This window comes from Epibacterium sp. ABV4_022 (assembly GCF_056159345.1).
On the sequence record NZ_JBSWVA010000001.1, the window covers coordinates 3,557,293 to 3,572,444 of the forward strand.

At 61.2% G+C, this 15,152-nt stretch carries 23 protein-coding genes; 3 read left to right on the forward strand and 20 right to left on the reverse strand.

The genetic code is table 11. The annotated features are described in order from the left end of the window. The first annotated feature begins 111 nt into the window (after window positions 1-111). The 3 genes from ACXAF5_RS16640 (at window position 112) to ACXAF5_RS16650 (ending at window position 2,559) form a co-directional block, all read left to right on the forward strand. Window positions 112-1,011: an NAD-dependent epimerase/dehydratase family protein gene (locus ACXAF5_RS16640; protein WP_239323277.1), complete on the forward strand. Its 900-nt coding sequence runs from the start codon at window positions 112-114 to the stop codon at window positions 1,009-1,011. 85 nt (window positions 1,012-1,096) lie between these two features. Beyond that, on the forward strand, window positions 1,097-2,212 hold the full coding sequence (locus ACXAF5_RS16645) for a glycine cleavage T C-terminal barrel domain-containing protein (protein WP_474947453.1): 1,116 nt from the start codon (window positions 1,097-1,099) through the stop codon (window positions 2,210-2,212). 8 nt (window positions 2,213-2,220) lie between these two features. Next, window positions 2,221-2,559, forward strand: a complete 339-nt coding sequence (locus tag ACXAF5_RS16650; protein WP_474947454.1) for a zinc ribbon domain-containing protein YjdM — start codon at window positions 2,221-2,223, stop codon at window positions 2,557-2,559. Window positions 2,560-2,584: 25 nt separating this feature from the next. Here the strand turns inward: ACXAF5_RS16650 and ACXAF5_RS16655 are convergent, their stop codons facing one another. From ACXAF5_RS16655 to rplN, 20 genes are all read right to left on the reverse strand, one after another. Then, complete coding sequence (locus ACXAF5_RS16655; protein WP_474947455.1) at window positions 2,585-3,490, reverse strand: hypothetical protein; 906 nt, start codon at window positions 3,488-3,490, stop codon at window positions 2,585-2,587. Between the two features lie 135 nt (window positions 3,491-3,625). Beyond that, window positions 3,626-4,051: a 50S ribosomal protein L17 gene (gene rplQ / locus ACXAF5_RS16660; protein WP_474947456.1), complete on the reverse strand. Its 426-nt coding sequence runs from the start codon at window positions 4,049-4,051 to the stop codon at window positions 3,626-3,628. Between the two features lie 146 nt (window positions 4,052-4,197). Next, on the reverse strand, window positions 4,198-5,214 hold the full coding sequence (locus tag ACXAF5_RS16665; protein WP_005621805.1) for a DNA-directed RNA polymerase subunit alpha: 1,017 nt from the start codon (window positions 5,212-5,214) through the stop codon (window positions 4,198-4,200). Window positions 5,215-5,327: 113 nt separating this feature from the next. Continuing rightward, complete coding sequence (rpsK, locus tag ACXAF5_RS16670; RefSeq protein ID WP_239323282.1) at window positions 5,328-5,717, reverse strand: 30S ribosomal protein S11; 390 nt, start codon at window positions 5,715-5,717, stop codon at window positions 5,328-5,330. 15 nt (window positions 5,718-5,732) lie between these two features. Beyond that, the gene (gene rpsM / locus ACXAF5_RS16675; protein WP_011537626.1) at window positions 5,733-6,101 is read right to left on the reverse strand and encodes a 30S ribosomal protein S13; all 369 of its coding nucleotides are present in this window, start codon (window positions 6,099-6,101) and stop codon (window positions 5,733-5,735) included. A gap of 319 nt (window positions 6,102-6,420) precedes the next feature. Next, the gene (locus tag ACXAF5_RS16680; RefSeq protein ID WP_239323283.1) at window positions 6,421-7,002 is read right to left on the reverse strand and encodes an adenylate kinase; all 582 of its coding nucleotides are present in this window, start codon (window positions 7,000-7,002) and stop codon (window positions 6,421-6,423) included. Beyond that, the gene (gene secY / locus ACXAF5_RS16685; protein ID WP_239323284.1) at window positions 6,999-8,363 is read right to left on the reverse strand and encodes a preprotein translocase subunit SecY; all 1,365 of its coding nucleotides are present in this window, start codon (window positions 8,361-8,363) and stop codon (window positions 6,999-7,001) included. The genes ACXAF5_RS16680 and secY overlap by 4 nt, the downstream gene beginning before the upstream one ends. A 110-nt stretch (window positions 8,364-8,473) precedes the next feature. After that, a complete protein-coding gene (rplO, locus tag ACXAF5_RS16690; protein ID WP_239323285.1) occupies window positions 8,474-8,944 on the reverse strand; it encodes a 50S ribosomal protein L15 in 471 nt (156 codons plus the stop codon). 182 nt (window positions 8,945-9,126) lie between these two features. After that, window positions 9,127-9,819 (reverse strand): hypothetical protein, encoded by a 693-nt coding sequence (locus ACXAF5_RS16695; RefSeq protein WP_474947457.1) that lies wholly within the window; start codon window positions 9,817-9,819, stop codon window positions 9,127-9,129. Between the two features lie 432 nt (window positions 9,820-10,251). Further along, the gene (locus ACXAF5_RS16700; RefSeq protein ID WP_239323287.1) at window positions 10,252-10,467 is read right to left on the reverse strand and encodes a DUF1127 domain-containing protein; all 216 of its coding nucleotides are present in this window, start codon (window positions 10,465-10,467) and stop codon (window positions 10,252-10,254) included. A gap of 265 nt (window positions 10,468-10,732) precedes the next feature. Then, window positions 10,733-11,113 carry a COG4315 family predicted lipoprotein gene (locus ACXAF5_RS16705; RefSeq protein ID WP_474947458.1) on the reverse strand — a complete coding sequence of 127 codons (381 nt, stop codon included), beginning with the start codon at window positions 11,111-11,113 and terminating at the stop codon, window positions 10,733-10,735. A 167-nt stretch (window positions 11,114-11,280) separates the two neighbouring features. Further along, window positions 11,281-11,469: a 50S ribosomal protein L30 gene (gene rpmD / locus ACXAF5_RS16710; protein WP_239323289.1), complete on the reverse strand. Its 189-nt coding sequence runs from the start codon at window positions 11,467-11,469 to the stop codon at window positions 11,281-11,283. 12 nt (window positions 11,470-11,481) lie between these two features. Then, window positions 11,482-12,060 carry a 30S ribosomal protein S5 gene (gene rpsE / locus ACXAF5_RS16715; protein WP_239323290.1) on the reverse strand — a complete coding sequence of 193 codons (579 nt, stop codon included), beginning with the start codon at window positions 12,058-12,060 and terminating at the stop codon, window positions 11,482-11,484. Between the two features lie 166 nt (window positions 12,061-12,226). After that, the gene (rplR, locus tag ACXAF5_RS16720; protein ID WP_474947459.1) at window positions 12,227-12,586 is read right to left on the reverse strand and encodes a 50S ribosomal protein L18; all 360 of its coding nucleotides are present in this window, start codon (window positions 12,584-12,586) and stop codon (window positions 12,227-12,229) included. A gap of 11 nt (window positions 12,587-12,597) precedes the next feature. Next, window positions 12,598-13,131: a 50S ribosomal protein L6 gene (gene rplF, locus ACXAF5_RS16725; RefSeq protein WP_239323292.1), complete on the reverse strand. Its 534-nt coding sequence runs from the start codon at window positions 13,129-13,131 to the stop codon at window positions 12,598-12,600. Window positions 13,132-13,146: 15 nt separating this feature from the next. Next, on the reverse strand, window positions 13,147-13,539 hold the full coding sequence (rpsH, locus tag ACXAF5_RS16730; RefSeq protein WP_239323293.1) for a 30S ribosomal protein S8: 393 nt from the start codon (window positions 13,537-13,539) through the stop codon (window positions 13,147-13,149). A 12-nt stretch (window positions 13,540-13,551) separates the two neighbouring features. Beyond that, window positions 13,552-13,857 (reverse strand): 30S ribosomal protein S14, encoded by a 306-nt coding sequence (gene rpsN, locus ACXAF5_RS16735; protein ID WP_239323294.1) that lies wholly within the window; start codon window positions 13,855-13,857, stop codon window positions 13,552-13,554. A gap of 19 nt (window positions 13,858-13,876) precedes the next feature. Further along, window positions 13,877-14,440: a 50S ribosomal protein L5 gene (gene rplE, locus ACXAF5_RS16740; RefSeq protein WP_239323295.1), complete on the reverse strand. Its 564-nt coding sequence runs from the start codon at window positions 14,438-14,440 to the stop codon at window positions 13,877-13,879. After that, window positions 14,440-14,745 (reverse strand): 50S ribosomal protein L24, encoded by a 306-nt coding sequence (rplX, locus tag ACXAF5_RS16745; protein WP_239323296.1) that lies wholly within the window; start codon window positions 14,743-14,745, stop codon window positions 14,440-14,442. Before rplX ends, rplE begins: the two co-directional genes overlap by 1 nt. Further along, window positions 14,745-15,113 carry a 50S ribosomal protein L14 gene (gene rplN / locus ACXAF5_RS16750; protein WP_005621870.1) on the reverse strand — a complete coding sequence of 123 codons (369 nt, stop codon included), beginning with the start codon at window positions 15,111-15,113 and terminating at the stop codon, window positions 14,745-14,747. The genes rplX and rplN overlap by 1 nt, the downstream gene beginning before the upstream one ends. Between the last annotated feature and the right edge of the window lie 39 nt (window positions 15,114-15,152).

A 15,152-nucleotide genomic window follows, 5' to 3' on the forward strand; every position in this document is an offset into this window, starting at 1 on the left:
GTGATAGGCCGCTGCATTGCAGAAAACAACGGTCGAGATGTCGACATCTTCGACTGGACCTTGCCCGGATCACCACTATCCTCCCCCGCAAGGATAATGAGGAGGCTCACAATGCGCATTCTGTTCACCGGCGGCTCCGGCAAGGCCGGACGTCACGCCATCGCCTATCTGCTGGCGCAGGGGCATCGGGTGGTCAATGTGGATCTCAAGCCGCTCGACCTGCCGGGAGTCGACAATCGCATCGCCGATATGACCGACGCCGGCCAGATGCATGACGTGATGCACGCCTGGGCCGGATATGACGAGATGGAAAGCCACCGCAGCCCGCCCCGCTTTGACGCGGTGGTGCATTTTGCCGCCGTGCCGCGCCTGCTGATGACCTCGGACAACGAATGCTACCGGATCAATACGGTTGGGACCTACAATGTGATCGACGCGGCGCTGAAGGCTGGCGTGCACAAGGTGATCTTTGCCTCCTCGGAAACCACCTACGGGATCTGTTTTGCGGGCGGGGAGCGCCTGCCGGAGTATCTGCCCATCGACGAGGATCACCCGGTGGTGCCCGAGGACGCCTATGCCATGTCCAAAGTCGCCAACGAGCACGCCGCGCAGAGCTTTCAACGCCGCACCGGCGCCGACATCTACGGGCTGCGCATCAACAATGTGATCGAGCCGCATGAGTACAAGGCGAACTTCCCCGCCTATATGGCCGATCCGGACATGCGGCGGCGCAATATCTTTGCCTATATCGACGCCCGGGATCTGGGCCATATGGTGCAGAAATGCCTCGAGGCGGACGGGCTGGGGTATCAGATCTTCAACGTCGCCAATCGCGATCATTCCGTGAACCTCTCCACCTCGGAGATCATCACCCATTATTACGAGGGTGTCCCCGCCCGGGAAATGGGCGCGCGCGAGACCTTCTATTCGATCCGCAAGGCGGAGCGGATGCTGGGCTTTGATCCGCAGCACAATTGGCGCATGTATCTGGACGACCCGCGCGAGGTCTGAGCCGGGACGCGGCAAATCCCCTTGCGCTTGCGCTGCCCGGGTGGAATGCAGGACACAGATGATGTGCCATGCCCGGGGAGCGCCCATGACGTTTTCGATCGCGATCGGACCCAACATCCGGAAATCCGCCTATTTCGACGCCACCGTGCGCGACGGGGTGCGCGGGTTTTCGGTCTACAATCACATGTATATCCCCGGCAATTTCGGCGACCCGGCGGGCGAATACGACCGGCTCATCAATGGTGTCGCCATGTGGGACGTGGCAGCACAGCGGCAGGTGGAGTTGCACGGGCCGGACGCCGGACGGCTGGCGCAATATCTGACACCGCGCGACCTGTCCAAGACCAGGGTCGGTCAGGGGCGCTATGTGCCCCTGTGCGATCATGCCGGCTGGCTGATCAATGACCCGGTGCTGCTGAAGCTCTCGGAGGATCGCTACTGGCTGTCGGTGGCCGACAGCGACATCCACCTCTGGGCCGCCGCCATCGGGCGCGAGCGTGGCTGGGCGGTGGAGGTGCGCGAGCCCGATGTCTCGCCGCTGGCGATCCAGGGGCCAAAGGCCGCGGACGTCACCGCCGCCTTGTTCGGCGACTGGGTGCGCGAGCTGCGCTATTTCGGCTTCCGCCAGACGGAGCTTGACGGCATTCCGCTGGTGCTGGCGCGCTCGGGCTGGTCCAAACAGGGCGGATTTGAACTCTACCTGCAAGACCGCAGCCGCGGGCTGGAGCTCTGGGATCGGGTCAAGGCGGCAGGCGCGCCCTTTGACATCGGCCCCGGCGCCCCCAACGACGTCGAGCGGCTGGAGAGCGGCCTCATTTCCTACGGCGCCGACATGCGCTGGCAGGACACCCGTGCCACGCCGTTCGAGATGGGCTTTGGTCCGCTAATCGACCTCGACAGCGGGCATGACTTTGTCGGCCGCGCCGCCCTGTCGCGCCTGGCTGCGGAACCGCCCGCGCGCCAGCGGGTTGGTCTGACCATCGCCGACACGCCGCCCCTGCCAGGCAGCCCGGTGCCGCTGTGGCAGGGCGACACGCAGGTGGGCCATGTGACCGAATTTGCCTTCTCGCCCCGCCTCGGCACCACCATCGGCCATGCGCTGATCCGCGCGGATCTCGCCGAGGCTGCCGACGGGCTGCACCTGCGCCTTGAAGGGCGGCACCATGCAGCCGCCCTGCACCCCATCCCCTTTGTCAAGTGAGCCCGCTGATGCCTGAGACCCTGCCCCCCTGCCCCGCCTGTGCCTCCGTCTACACCTACGAGATGGACGCGCTGCTGGTCTGCCCGGAGTGCGGCCACGAGTGGTCCGCCACCGCGGAAGCGGACGCCGCCGTGGTGCGCGACAGCGTCGGAAACATCCTGACCGACGGCGACACGGTGACGGTGATCAAGGACCTCAAGGTCAAGGGATCGTCGAGTGTCGTCAAAGTCGGCACCAAGGTGCGCGGCATCCGTCTTGTTGACGGCGATCACGACATTGATTGCAAGGTGCCGGGCATCGGGCAGATGGGCCTGAAGAGCCAGTTTGTGAAAAAGGCGGCAGACTGATGCGGATCGCATAGGCCGGGGGGGGTCAGGCGGTCGATTTTTCCACCGTGCTGGCCAGCTCCCTGATCTTGAGGTCTGCAAGCTTCAGAGATTTGTCGAAACCGTCGAGGAGATCGGTCAACGTCTTGCTGTTGTCCGCCGCCTTGATGTCCTTGACGCATTTCTTGCGCGCCTTCTGATAATCTCCGACCAGTTTTTTCAGGTCTTTCAGTTTTCGCGCGCCGGCCTTCAGTTGACCTTCGGCGCCCCGCGCATCGGTTTCGGCGAGGGCGCTGCCCTTCTTGTGCGCGGCAAGGATCTCGCCGAGCAGCTTCTTGATCCGGGCGCCGTTGCGCTTCAGCTGGGCCGCGTCCAGCAGCTTGGGCAGATCGGCCTCCGCGGTGGCCTCCTTGCCTGCGTCCTTGATCATCTTGTCGAGGATCTTCTTGTACTGAAGCGCATAGAACTTTTCGGCTGGCTTCAGCTTGCCCTCACATTTGACCACCGTGGCCAGCTCCTTGCCGGCCGCTCCCAGCCGCGCCGCCAGCGCCTCTGCGGCCTTCTTGTCGGCAGAGCCCTTGGCGGCGACCTTGGCCTCCTTCTCCGTCAGCTTGGCGAGGCTGTCGATGTCCTTTTGTGCAGCCTTGGCGGCGACGATCATCTGCGCCAGCGCGGTCAGCTCTTTCTTCTGCGCCGCCACTGCCTTTTCCCACAGCACCCGCGCGGATTTGAAGCCGCGGTCCTTGTCGAGCTCGGACACCGATTTGCCGGCGTGGCCGTTCTCGCGGGCGGCGGCGAGTGCGGCGCGCAGGTCGTCCTCGCGATCCCAGCATGTATTGAGCGCAAGGGTAATGGATTTGAGCTGCTTCAGCGCATCCGCCTTGGTCAATGGCTTCAGCTTGGGCAACAGCTTTTTGAAATCACCTTCAATCTTGTCCAACCCTTTGGGCATGACACAACTCCCACTGGCAAACTCTCAACACGTGAATGCCCGCGAGTATGCCGCAGTTTTGCCTGCAGCCCAAAGAAAAACCCCGCCCTGTTGCCAGAGCGGGGGTAAGTCCGTCGGTCAGATGACCGCGAGATCTTATTCTTCGTCTTCGACGGCTTCCAGCTCCGCCAGGCGGGCCTTGTCGGCTGCGCCTTTGGCGTTGAGGTCGCGGTCGACGAATTCGATGATCGCCATCGGTGCCATGTCACCGTAACGGAAACCGGCCTTCAGGATGCGGACGTAACCGCCCTGACGATCCTTGTAGCGCGGGCCCAGGACTTCGAACAGCTTCGCGACGTCCTTTTCCTCTTTCAGCTTGGACGCGGCCTGACGGCGGGCGTGCAGGTCGCCGCGCTTTGCCAGCGTGATCATCTTTTCGATGATCGGACGCAGTTCTTTTGCTTTCGGAAGGGTGGTCTTGATCTGTTCGTGTTCGATCAGCGAGCCAGCCATGTTGGAGAACAGGGCCTTACGGTGCTCGTGAGTACGGTTCAGGCGGCGATAACCACGTGCGTGACGCATTTTTGATATCCTTTAACTTGCGTTTTGCTTTGTCAGGCAGCTGATGCGTGTCGGCTGCTCACCTTGGGGCGGAAGGCCCAGATTTTCCCCGGCAACTCCGGGAATTTTGAAGGGGGCCTTAGCCCCCTTCGGATCGAAAGTCCAGCTTAGAAGCTGTCTTCGAATTTCTTGGCCAGCTCTTCGATGTTGTCCGGCGGCCAGTCCTCGACGTCCATACCGAGGTGCAGACCCATGCCAGACAGCACTTCCTTGATCTCGTTCAAGGACTTGCGGCCGAAGTTCGGGGTGCGGAGCATCTCGGCTTCGGTCTTCTGGATCAGATCGCCGATATAGACGATGTTGTCGTTCTTCAGGCAGTTCGCCGAACGCACGGAGAGTTCCAGTTCGTCCACTTTCTTCAAGAGAAGCGGGTTGAACTCGAGACCATCGTCCTCGTCCTGACGGCCTGCGGATTCCGGTTCGTCGAAGTTCACGAAGATCGACAGCTGGTCCTGCAGGATGCGGGCTGCAAAAGCCAGCGCGTCCTCGGGCGTGATGGAGCCGTCGGTGTCAACTTTGAGGGTCAGCTTGTCATAATCCAGCACCTGGCCCTCACGGGTGGGCTGAACGTCATAAGAGACCTTCTTGACCGGGGAATAGATTGCGTCGATCGGGATCAGACCAATCGGCGCGTCCTCGGGCTTGTTCTTGTCGGCAGAGACATAGCCTTTGCCGGTGTTGACGGTCAGTTCCATGAACAGATCCGCACCATCGTCGAGGTGGCAGATGACGTGCTCGCGGTTCAGAACCTCGATGCCGGCGGTTTCGGCAATGTCGCCTGCGGTGACGACGGCCGGACCCTTGGCATTGATCGACAGGCGCTTGGGCCCTTCGACTTCCATGCGCAGGGAGACCTGCTTGAGGTTCAGGATGATGTCGGTGACGTCTTCACGAACACCGGCCACGGAGGAAAACTCGTGCAGCACGTTGTCGATCTGAACGGATGTGATGGCGGCGCCTTGCAGCGAGCTCATCAGGATGCGGCGCAGTGCGTTGCCGAGCGTCAGACCAAAGCCACGCTCCAGCGGTTCCGCCACAAGCGTTGCCTGACGTGCCGGATCATTGCCCGGTTTCACCTCAAGCTGCGTGGGCTTGATCAATTCTGCCCAATTCTTATGGATCATGCGTTCCCTCCATTCCTGTCTGGTCCCCATGTCCAAAGGATCAGACGCCCGAGGTTTCTAATGACGAACGGGGGCCCTGCGCGTGGCAAGGCCCCTGTTTTTCTGGGTGTCGCTTAGACGCGGCGGCGCTTCGGCGGGCGGCAGCCGTTGTGGGCGATCGGGGTCACATCACGGATGTTGGTGATGTTGAATCCGATCGCGGCCAGCGCGCGCAGGGCGGATTCACGACCCGAACCGGGGCCCTGAACTTCGACCTCAAGCGTCTTTACGCCGTGATCCTGAGCCTTGCGGCCTGCGTCCTCGGCAGCCATCTGCGCAGCATAGGGCGTGGACTTACGGGAGCCCTTGAAGCCCATGGTGCCAGCGGAGGACCAGGAGATCGCATTGCCCTGAACGTCGGAGATCAGGATCTTGGTGTTGTTGAACGAGGAATTCACATGCGCAACACCGGAGGCGATGTTCTTGCGTTCCTTGCGTTTAACGCGGGTTTTGTCACGTGCCATTGGTCAGACCCTCCCTTACTTCTTCTTACCGGCAATGGCCTTTGCGGGGCCTTTGCGAGTACGAGCGTTGGTGTGGGTGCGCTGACCACGAACCGGCAGGTTGCGACGGTGGCGCAGGCCACGGTAGCAGCCCAGGTCCATCAGGCGCTTGATGTTCATCTGCACTTCACGACGCAGGTCACCTTCGACGGTGTAGGTCGCGTCGATGTGCTCGCGGATGGCCAGAACTTCTGCGTCGGAGAGTTCGTTCACACGACGGGTTGCGTCGATGTTCACGGCCTCGCAGATGGCTTTGGCGGAGGCAGGACCGATACCCGTGATATAGGTCAGGGCGATCGGAACCCGTTTGGCAGTCGGGATGTTAACGCCGGCAATACGTGCCACGTGTCACTTTCCTTTTTGGTTGCGGTTCCGTAACTCCAGAACCTTTTTTCACAACACTTGACCGTGGCAGTGAGGCCAGAGGGTCCAGCATGTCTCGAGGTGGTCAGGTGGACAACGCAAATTGCCCGCCTGGAATGATTCCCAGCAGGGATGTCGGTTCGTATTTGGAATTGGCGGATGGGTCAACCCTCAAACCAGCATCCGGCGCCGCTGGCTGCGGGCTCCGCGATATTCTGCCGCGACCTGCCCCCTGCCCGATTACAAAACAGGCCGCCCTGGGGCGGCCTGTTGTCAGAACGTTCCGTGCTGGATGCGGGGATCAATCGCCCAGGATCCAGGCGATGGATTTCTGCACCTCGTCGATGGAGGCCATGCCGTCCAGCCGTTGCAGATTGCCCTTGGCCCAGTAGTAACCGATCAGCGGCGAGGTCTTCTTGTAGTATTCCATCAGGCGAATACGGACCGATTCCTCGTTGTCGTCCGCGCGCGCTTCCTTGCCGGCAGCGCGGGCTTCTTCGGCGCGGTTGACGATGCGCTTGACCAGCACCTCGTCATCGACCTGCATCTCGATCACCGCGTCGAGTTTCAGATCCATGTCCGCCAGCAGTTTCTCCAGCGCATCCGCCTGCGCCAGCGTGCGCGGGAAACCGTCGAAGATGAAGCCGCCCTTGGACCCTTCTTGCAGGCGTTCGCGGATCAGGCCGATCACGATCTGGTCGGTGACCAGCTTGCCTTCGGCCATGATCGCCGCGACCTTCTTGCCCATCTCCGTGCCGGAGGACTGTGCCGCGCGCAGCATGTCACCGGTGGACAGTTGGGTCATGTTGCGGCTTTCGACCAGATGGCTGGCCTGCGTACCCTTGCCGGCGCCCGGCGGGCCCAGGAGAATGATATTGGTCATCGACGTGCGGGCCCCCGTTTGGTGCGTTTCTTGTTGCGCCCGCGCAGCTGGCTCTTCTCGATGAGGCCTTCGTATTGATGCGCGAGGAGATGGCTCTGAACCTGCTGGATGGTGTCCATGGTCACGGAGACCACAATCAGTACCGAGGTACCGCCAAAATACACCGGAATGGCAAAGTTGGCGCGCAGGACTTCGGGCAGCAGACAGACAAGCGCCAGGTAGCCGGAGCCCAGAACCAGGATGCGGTTCACCACATATTCGATGTATTCCGCAGTCTTCTTGCCGGGACGGATGCCGGGCACAAAGCCGTTCTGGTTCTTCAGGTTCTGCGCCACGTCATCCGGTTTGAAGGAGACGTTGAAGGTGTAGAAATAGGCAAAGAACACGATCATCGCGGTAAAGAACAGCAGATAGAGCGGCTGACCGGGACCGAAGTTCGCCAGGAGCCAGCTCATCACCGGGCTGGTGGCAGAGCCCTGGCTGAAGGTGGAGATCGTGGTCGGCAAGAGCAGCAGCGAGGAGGCAAAGATCGCCGGGATCACGCCCGCCGGGTTGACCTTGACCGGCAGGTGCGAGGAGCCCCCGTCATAGACCTTCATACCGACCTGGCGACGCGGGTACTGGATGTGGATTTTGCGCAGGGCGCGCTCCATGAACACCACGAACATGATCACAGCCACCACCATCACGATCACCGCGATGATGACCGCCGGCGAGATCGCACCGGAGCGACCGGAGGCGAAGAACTGCGCCATGGCGGCGGGAACCTCGGCGATGATGCCGACAAAGATGATCAGCGAAATGCCGTTGCCGATGCCGCGGTTGGTGATCTGCTCACCCAGCCACATCAGGAACATGGTGCCGCCCACCAGGGTGATCATGCAGGCCAGACGGAAGTACAGGCCGGGATCGAGCGCCAGGTCACCGGCCTCAAGCGAAGCGGCCAGACCGTAGGACTGCGCGGTGGCCAGCAACACCGTGCCGTAGCGGGTGTACTGGTTGATCTTCTTGCGGCCCTGCTCGCCCTCTTTTTTCAGCTGTTCGAGCGCGGGCACCATGGAGGTCAGCAACTGCACGATAATGGAGGCCGAAATATAGGGCATGATCCCGAGGGCAAAGATGCCCATGCGCCCAAGCGCGCCGCCGGTGAACATCGACACCATGCCGCCAATGCCCTGCCCCGCTGAATCCATGAACTGGCGCAATGCATCGGTGTCGATTCCCGGCACGGGAATCCAGGTGCCCAGACGATAGACAATCAAAAGTCCGATCGTGAACAGGATGCGGTTGCGCAGATCAGTGGCCTTGCCGAGCGCGGCCCAGCTGGTGTTCGCCGCCATTTGTTCTGCTGCTGATACCATGAAATAGGTCTCTTCTTGCGAAAACGCCGCCCGGAACCGTTTTCCGGCTCGGACGGCGTATAGGAAAACTGATGACTTATGTAAGCGGCTTGCGCGCCGCTCACAAGCCGTTACTCAGCTGCGGCCTCGGATGCCACGGTCAGGGCGCCGCCTGCCTTGGAAACTGCCTCGACGGCAGCTTTGGATGCACCGGTCACGGCGATGGTCGCCTTGGCGGTGAATTCACCCTTGGCCAGCACGCGAATGCCGTCCAGCTTGCGGCGCACGACACCGGATGCCACCAGGCTGTCCTCGGTCACGGAAGCCGCGTCGAGCTTGCCTGCGTCGATGAATTTCTGGATCAGGCCGAGGTTCACAACAGCGTATTTCTTGGCGTTGGGCTTGTTGAAGCCACGCTTGGGCAGACGCTGGTAGAGCGGCATCTGGCCACCTTCGTAGCCGTTGATCGCCACACCGGAACGGGACTTCTGACCTTTGATACCGCGGCCACCCATTTTACCTTTGCCGGAACCCGGACCACGGCCAACGCGGGTCCGTTTCGGGGCTGCACCTGGGTTGTCGCGCAGTTCGTTGAGTTTCATATCGCTTCTCCTAAAGCCGGAAGTGGCCCCCTGAAGCGTATGGGGCCAGACACGGCATTTCTTGGTTTTGATTCTGTGGCGCGGGACGCCACCGGGGGCGTATAGACGGGATACCCCGCAGGATCAAGAGCACCCTCGCCCGATCCCGCCTCACGGACCAAGCCGGGCGCGGCGCCGAGGGGCTATTTCTTCAACGCGCTGGTGATGGTGACCGTCTCCTTGGCGCCGGATTCCAGATTGACCGTGCCGCCCGTCACCGAGACCTCACCCAGAAGGCGCCCCAACTCATAGCCCCAGGCATGATAGTCATGACACCCCGGCTGTACCGAAAACGCACGGGTCTGACCGGGCTCGATGGTCTCTTTCGGGGCCATGGCATCAGGGGTGCGCTTGCCGCAGGGGCTGATGCTGACCGATGTCAGCGCAAAAGGAGTGGCATTCCTGACGATCACTTGCGCCTTGGCCTGCGCCGCAGGGGGCGTAGTTGGCGTGGTGGATCGCCCCGCGCCGGAGCCGTCCTTGCGCGCCTCCAGCACATATCTCTGCGCCGTCGCATCAAACCGGTAGTTCTCCACCCGGTAGATCACTTCGGTGTCGGCATTATACTGCACTGCGCTATACCCCGACGTGCCGGAATAGCTGGAGAAATTCGCCTGCATGGTCCGTCCACCCTGCGGGTTTTTGGCCACCGGCTTCCCGTAGAGCGCAATCACCTCGGATATCGTGGTGCGCCCGGGGTCAATCGCGCTCATCAGTGCTGCGCGCCCCTCCGGTGAATCCCCGATCTGGTTGGAGCCGCTGATGTCATCGCTCATACAGCCTGCGGCCACAGTCAGACAAAACAGGGCGATCAGGCTGCGTCGGGCGCGTGACATTGCATATTCCTCTCAGACAGGTTGAGTGGACCGTGCCGTATCGCGGCCACGGATGCAAATCCCCGATGCACCGTCACCGGCGCATGGGATCGATATGTGTCGTGTCTGTGTCGCTGGCGCTATGGTTGAGAAAGGCGGCGCCGCCGGATCGGAAGAGGATCGGAGGCGTCACCCTCCAAGAAGACCAGATATCTGACCTCGCGCTCCGGGGCGTCACCCCCAAAGCCCAGTTCCAGGTTGGGTCCGGCTTGCCACACCGGCCCGCGAGTTGCGCAACTCGCCGAACACAATGCCCTATCCGCCCAAAGATCCCCTCACCAGGGCGCGCGCCGGGCGCGCAACAAAAACGCCCCCACGATGTGGAGGCGTTCTGTTCAGCCGGCATGCACCCCGAGGGAGGAGGAAGGGCGCGGCCGCTGTATGGGAATGTCTTCAGGCGCCGTAGACGTGGGTCCGGGCCAGATCCGCGATGTCGCAGCGGCGGATGCCGATGTCGGCCAGGTCGCGGTCGGTCAGCGCATCCAGCTCCTCGTAGGTCCGCTTGTACTCCTTGTAGAGATCCCAGCTGGTGCGGGCGTTCTCTGCCAGGCCGCGCAGGCGGGCGACGACGGAGGGGGTTGCAACGGTGCTGTTCAGTGCGTGTGCCATAGTGGTCTTTCCTTATCTCTAGCCGGGACGGGTTTCCGCGGCTCTTGGTGTCTCTGTTCAATTCCTTTGACACTTGCGAAGATAAGGCAGGGCGTTGGCGCTAACAACTGACGGTTCGGAACACCCGCTATGCCGCAGATGCATAGTAAGCGCAGTTGTCGTTAACGCGACTTTCACATGTTTTGCACAAATCCGCGCCACATCATTTGGACTGCCCAAAAAAGCGCCTCCGCAGGCATGCGAAGGCGCCGGAATCAGTCGCGTCTTACGGCTTTACGATATGCCAGGCGCCGCCGACACCGTCGCCGCTGGTCTGTCCCGGGGCCGTGTCATTGACCCAGAGGTACAGCGGCTTGCCGTCAAAGGCGACCTGCTGGCTTCCATCCGTGCGGGTCACCAGCGAGGCCCCCTCGGGCAGGTCGGTGCCCGCCTCGACCACCAGCGGCGGCCATTTCTGGGCGCAACCGCCATAGCAATTGGATTGGCCGTCGGCATCCTTGTCGAAGGAATAGAGCGTCATCCCATGCGCATCGGTCAGGTAGCCGGCGTCAGAGGTCTGCAAGGCTGCGGCGCTGTGGTCGCCGGCAATGGCGCTGGCGGCAGCGGTGAGGGCAAAACAGGTTGTGAGGGCGGCAAAGCGGATCATGTCATTCTCCAGTCAAGTGCCTGCGTCGGTGCAGGTACAAGGAGAACACCCCGGCGACGGTTTCTATTCGCCCCGCCGGCAATTTTTTCTGTGTCACCCCCCCCCGCCAATAAAAAACGCCCCCGGATCACTCCGAGGGCGCTTCTATTCGGAAGGTCGAAAGAGGCTTAGCCGCGCTCTTCGACGATTTCCACCAGATGCGGGATCTTGTTGATCATGCCGCGCACGGAGGGGGTGTCCTCCAGTTCGCGGGTCTTGTGCATCTTGTTCAGGCCCAGACCGATCAGGGTTGCGCGCTGGTCGGCGGGGCGACGGATCGGAGAGCCGATCTGTTTCACGACGATGGTTTTAGCCATGGATCAGGTTCCTTACGCTTCTTCAGCCACTTGGCTGGACTCGGCCGGAGCCTCGTCCCGCTTGGGCAGGATGTCCGCAACTTTCTTGCCACGACGCTGAGCAACAGCGCGGGGGCTCTGCTCTTTCTTCAGACCGTCGATGGTGGCGCGGATCATGTTGTAAGGGTTCTGAGAGCCAACGGACTTGGAAACCACGTCCTTGATGCCCAGCATCTCGAAGACGGCACGCATCGGACCACCTGCGATGATCCCGGTACCTTCCGGAGCGGTGCGCATGACCACCTTGCCGGCGCCGTGGCGACCATACATGTCGTGGTGCAGGGTGCGACCCTCTTTCAGCGGCACGCGGATCATCTGGCGCTTGGCTTGCTCGGTTGCCTTGCGGATCGCCTCGGGCACCTCTTTGGCCTTGCCTTTGCCGAAGCCGACGCGACCTTTTTGGTCACCCACGACGACGAGCGCGGCGAAGCCGAAGCGCTTACCACCCTTAACGGTTTTGGACACGCGGTTGATCGCGACCAGACGATCTGCGAATTCCGGTGTCTCTTCACGGTCGCGGCGGTTGCCGCGGCGGTTTTCACGTTCTGCCATTTGGCATTCCTTCATGATGTGACGAGGACGTCAGACCGCCCCGTCAAATGTTCCAATCCTGGTGAGCAGGTCAGCGGACCTGCTCCCGGATCATCGGGACCACTGACGTGATCCACTCTGTCAAAATCGGTCGGGCGCCCCGGCCAGCGCGGCGCCCGGTTGATCCTTAGATGTTCAGACCACCTTCACGCGCCGCGTCGGCCAGAGCCTTCACTTTGCCGTGGTACAGGAAACCGCCGCGATCGAAGTAGGCTTCGCTCACGCCAGCGGCTTTCGCGCGCTCTGCGATCACGGAACCCACTTTGGTTGCCGCTTCGATGTTGTTCTTGCCCACAAAACCAAGATCCTTTTCCAGGGTCGAGGCTGCGGCCAGGGTCACACCTTTGACGTCGTCGATCAGCTGAACAGAGATGTTCTTGTTCGAGCGGTGCACGGAGAGACGCAGACGGCCTGCGTTCACCTTGCGAAGCTTGTTCCGGACGCGCAGACGACGCTTCAGAAACAGGGTACGTTTGCTGTTTGCCATTTTGCTTGTCCTTACTTCTTCTTGCCTTCCTTGCGGAAGATGAATTCGCCCTTGTAGCGGATGCCTTTGCCTTTGTAGGGCTCGGGACGACGCCAGTCGCGGATCTGTGCCGCCACTTCGCCCACCACTTGTGCGTCTGCACCTTCCACAACGACTTCGGTCTGCTTCGGCGCGGTGATGGTGACACCTTCCGGAGCAGTGAAATCGACGTCGTGGCTGTAACCGAGGTTCAGCTTCAGGGTGTTGCCCTGCATCTGCGCCCGGTAACCAACACCCTGGATCTCAAGCTCTTTCTTGAAGCCCTGGGTGACGCCGTGAACCATGTTGGCAACCATGGTGCGGGACATGCCCCACTGCTGGCGCGCGCGCTTGGATTTGCCGCGCGGCTCAACTTTCACCAGGTTGTCCTCGACGGTCAGGGTGACGTCGTCGGTTGCGGTGAAGGTCTGGGCGCCTTTCGGGCCCTTCACTTCGATGGTCTGGCCGGACAGGCTGGCGGAGACGCCGCTGGGCAGTTCGACCGGTTTCTTACCAATACGAGACATTGTGCTGAGGCCTCCTTAGAATACGGTGCAAAGCACTTCGCCACCGACGTTGGCCGCGCGTGCATTTGCATCCGACATCACACCTTTGGGGGTGGAGACAATCGACACGCCAAGGCCCTGACGGACCTGCGGAATGTCATTGACGCCCATGTACACGCGACGACCGGGCGTGGAGACACGCTTCAGTTCGCGAATGACAGGTTCGCCTTCGTAGTACTTGAGGCTGATTTCCAGCGCCGGGTGGCCGCGTTCATCAGTCGCTTTCTCATAGCCGCGGATGTAACCCTCGGACTGCAGCACATCCAGAACCCAGGCGCGCAATTTGGACGCCGGAGTCATGACAGTGGATTTGCCACGCAGCTGAGAGTTACGGATACGGGTGAGCATATCGCCGATAGGATCGTTCATATTGTCTCTCCCTTACCAGCTCGATTTCACCATGCCGGGGATCTGGCCGTTGGAGCCAAGGTCCCGCAGAGCGATACGGCTGACCTTCAGCTTACGATAGTAAGCGTGGGGACGGCCGGTCAGCTGGCAGCGGTTATGCAGACGGGTTGCCGACGAGTTGCGCGGCAGTTTCGCCAGTTTCAGACGCGCTTTGAAACGCTCTTCCATCGGGCGGGATTCGTCATTCGCGATCTCTTTGAGCTCGGCACGTTTGGCAGCGTATTTGGCCACCAGGCGCTCGCGCTTCTTTTCGCGTTCGATCATTGCTTTTTTAGCCATGGTCTCTTCCTCTCCGCGATCAGCTGTTGAAGGGCATGTTGAAAGCTTTCAACAGCGCCTTAGCTTCCGCGTCGGTGTTCGCGGTGGTGGCAATTACGATGTCCATGCCCCAGGATTCGTCGATCTTGTCGAAATCGATTTCCGGGAACACGATGTGCTCTTTCAGGCCCATGGCGTAGTTGCCACGACCGTCGAAAGAGGTGCCGGACACACCGCGGAAGTCGCGGATCCGGGGCATCGCGATGGTGATCAGACGGTCGAGGAATTCATACATCCGCTCGCCACGCAGGGTCACCTTTGCACCCATCGGCATGCCTTCACGAACGCGGAAGCCAGCGATGGAGTTCTTTGCAACGGTGGTCAGCGCTTTCTGACCGGCGATCTTGGTCAGGTCTTCCTGAGCCGATTTCGCCTTCTTGCTGTCCTTGACGGCCGCACGGCCGCAGCCGATGTTCAGAACGATCTTCTCCAGCTTGGGGATCTGCATCTCGTTCTTGTAGCCGAATTCCTCTTTCAGGGCGCCACGGATGGTGTCCTTGTAGAGGGTCTTCAGACGCGGGGTGTAGGTTGCATCGTCAAGCATCAGACAGTCTCCCCGGTGGTTTTTGCAAAGCGCACCTTCTTGCCGTCTTCTTCGCGGAAGCCGACGCGGGTTGCCTTGCCGTTGGAGTCCAGCAGAGCCAGGTTCGACAGGTCGATCGGCAGGGCCTTGGGCAGGCGGCCGCCTTGCGACGTCTGGGTCTGACGGGTGTGACGGATGGCCATGTTCACGCCATCTACGACAGCTTTGCCGGCTTTGGGGTCAACGGAAGAAATGGTGCCTTCCTTGCCCTTGTCGCGACCAGCAAGCACGACGACCTTGTCGCCTTTGCGCAGTTTAGCAGCCATTAGAGCACCTCCGGAGCGAGCGAGATGATCTTCATGAAGTTCTTCGCGCGAAGTTCGCGAACAACCGGGCCGAAGATACGGGTGCCGACCGGCTCGTTGTTGTTATTCAGGATAACAGCAGCGTTGCGGTCAAAACGGATGGCGGTGCCGTCTTCACGACGGACCTCTTTGGCGGTGCGAACGACAACGGCCTTGCGGACGTCACCCTTCTTCACGCGACCGCGCGGGATGGCTTCTTTAACCGAGACGACGATGATGTCGCCAACGGAAGCGTATTTACGCTTGGAGCCACCCAGAACCTTGATGCACTGAACTCGGCGTGCGCCGGAGTTGTCAGCTACATCCAGATTTGTTTGCATCTGGATCATGTGGTTTCTCCCGACCTTTGGGGCAGCGATGCGTGCTGT

What these genes read in the sequence shown, in the direction of transcription:
- rplX (WP_239323296.1), bottom strand. Translation starts at nt 14,745, where the DNA reads ATGGCTGCTAAACTGCGCAAAGGCGACAAGGTCGTCGTGCTTGCTGGT.
- ACXAF5_RS16680 (WP_239323283.1), bottom strand. Translation starts at nt 7,002, where the DNA reads ATGACCAATATCATTCTCCTGGGCCCGCCGGGCGCCGGCAAGGGTACG.
- ACXAF5_RS16645 (WP_474947453.1), top strand. Translation starts at nt 1,097, where the DNA reads ATGACGTTTTCGATCGCGATCGGACCCAACATCCGGAAATCCGCCTAT.
- rpsE (WP_239323290.1), bottom strand. Translation starts at nt 12,060, where the DNA reads ATGGCAGAACGTGAAAACCGCCGCGGCAACCGCCGCGACCGTGAAGAG.
- rplF (WP_239323292.1), bottom strand. Translation starts at nt 13,131, where the DNA reads ATGTCTCGTATTGGTAAGAAACCGGTCGAACTGCCCAGCGGCGTCTCC.
- ACXAF5_RS16695 (WP_474947457.1), bottom strand. Translation starts at nt 9,819, where the DNA reads ATGTCACGCGCCCGACGCAGCCTGATCGCCCTGTTTTGTCTGACTGTG.
- ACXAF5_RS16650 (WP_474947454.1), top strand. Translation starts at nt 2,221, where the DNA reads ATGCCTGAGACCCTGCCCCCCTGCCCCGCCTGTGCCTCCGTCTACACC.
- rplE (WP_239323295.1), bottom strand. Translation starts at nt 14,440, where the DNA reads ATGCTTGACGATGCAACCTACACCCCGCGTCTGAAGACCCTCTACAAG.
- ACXAF5_RS16655 (WP_474947455.1), bottom strand. Translation starts at nt 3,490, where the DNA reads ATGCCCAAAGGGTTGGACAAGATTGAAGGTGATTTCAAAAAGCTGTTG.
- rplR (WP_474947459.1), bottom strand. Translation starts at nt 12,586, where the DNA reads ATGGCAAACAGCAAACGTACCCTGTTTCTGAAGCGTCGTCTGCGCGTC.
- ACXAF5_RS16665 (WP_005621805.1), bottom strand. Translation starts at nt 5,214, where the DNA reads ATGATCCATAAGAATTGGGCAGAATTGATCAAGCCCACGCAGCTTGAG.
- secY (WP_239323284.1), bottom strand. Translation starts at nt 8,363, where the DNA reads ATGGTATCAGCAGCAGAACAAATGGCGGCGAACACCAGCTGGGCCGCG.
- rpsH (WP_239323293.1), bottom strand. Translation starts at nt 13,539, where the DNA reads ATGAACGATCCTATCGGCGATATGCTCACCCGTATCCGTAACTCTCAG.
- rplQ (WP_474947456.1), bottom strand. Translation starts at nt 4,051, where the DNA reads ATGCGTCACGCACGTGGTTATCGCCGCCTGAACCGTACTCACGAGCAC.
- ACXAF5_RS16640 (WP_239323277.1), top strand. Translation starts at nt 112, where the DNA reads ATGCGCATTCTGTTCACCGGCGGCTCCGGCAAGGCCGGACGTCACGCC.
- rplO (WP_239323285.1), bottom strand. Translation starts at nt 8,944, where the DNA reads ATGAAACTCAACGAACTGCGCGACAACCCAGGTGCAGCCCCGAAACGG.
- rpmD (WP_239323289.1), bottom strand. Translation starts at nt 11,469, where the DNA reads ATGGCTAAAACCATCGTCGTGAAACAGATCGGCTCTCCGATCCGTCGC.
- ACXAF5_RS16700 (WP_239323287.1), bottom strand. Translation starts at nt 10,467, where the DNA reads ATGGCACACGCACTGAACAGCACCGTTGCAACCCCCTCCGTCGTCGCC.
- ACXAF5_RS16705 (WP_474947458.1), bottom strand. Translation starts at nt 11,113, where the DNA reads ATGATCCGCTTTGCCGCCCTCACAACCTGTTTTGCCCTCACCGCTGCC.
- rpsN (WP_239323294.1), bottom strand. Translation starts at nt 13,857, where the DNA reads ATGGCTAAAAAAGCAATGATCGAACGCGAAAAGAAGCGCGAGCGCCTG.
- rpsK (WP_239323282.1), bottom strand. Translation starts at nt 5,717, where the DNA reads ATGGCACGTGACAAAACCCGCGTTAAACGCAAGGAACGCAAGAACATC.
- rplN (WP_005621870.1), bottom strand. Translation starts at nt 15,113, where the DNA reads ATGATCCAGATGCAAACAAATCTGGATGTAGCTGACAACTCCGGCGCA.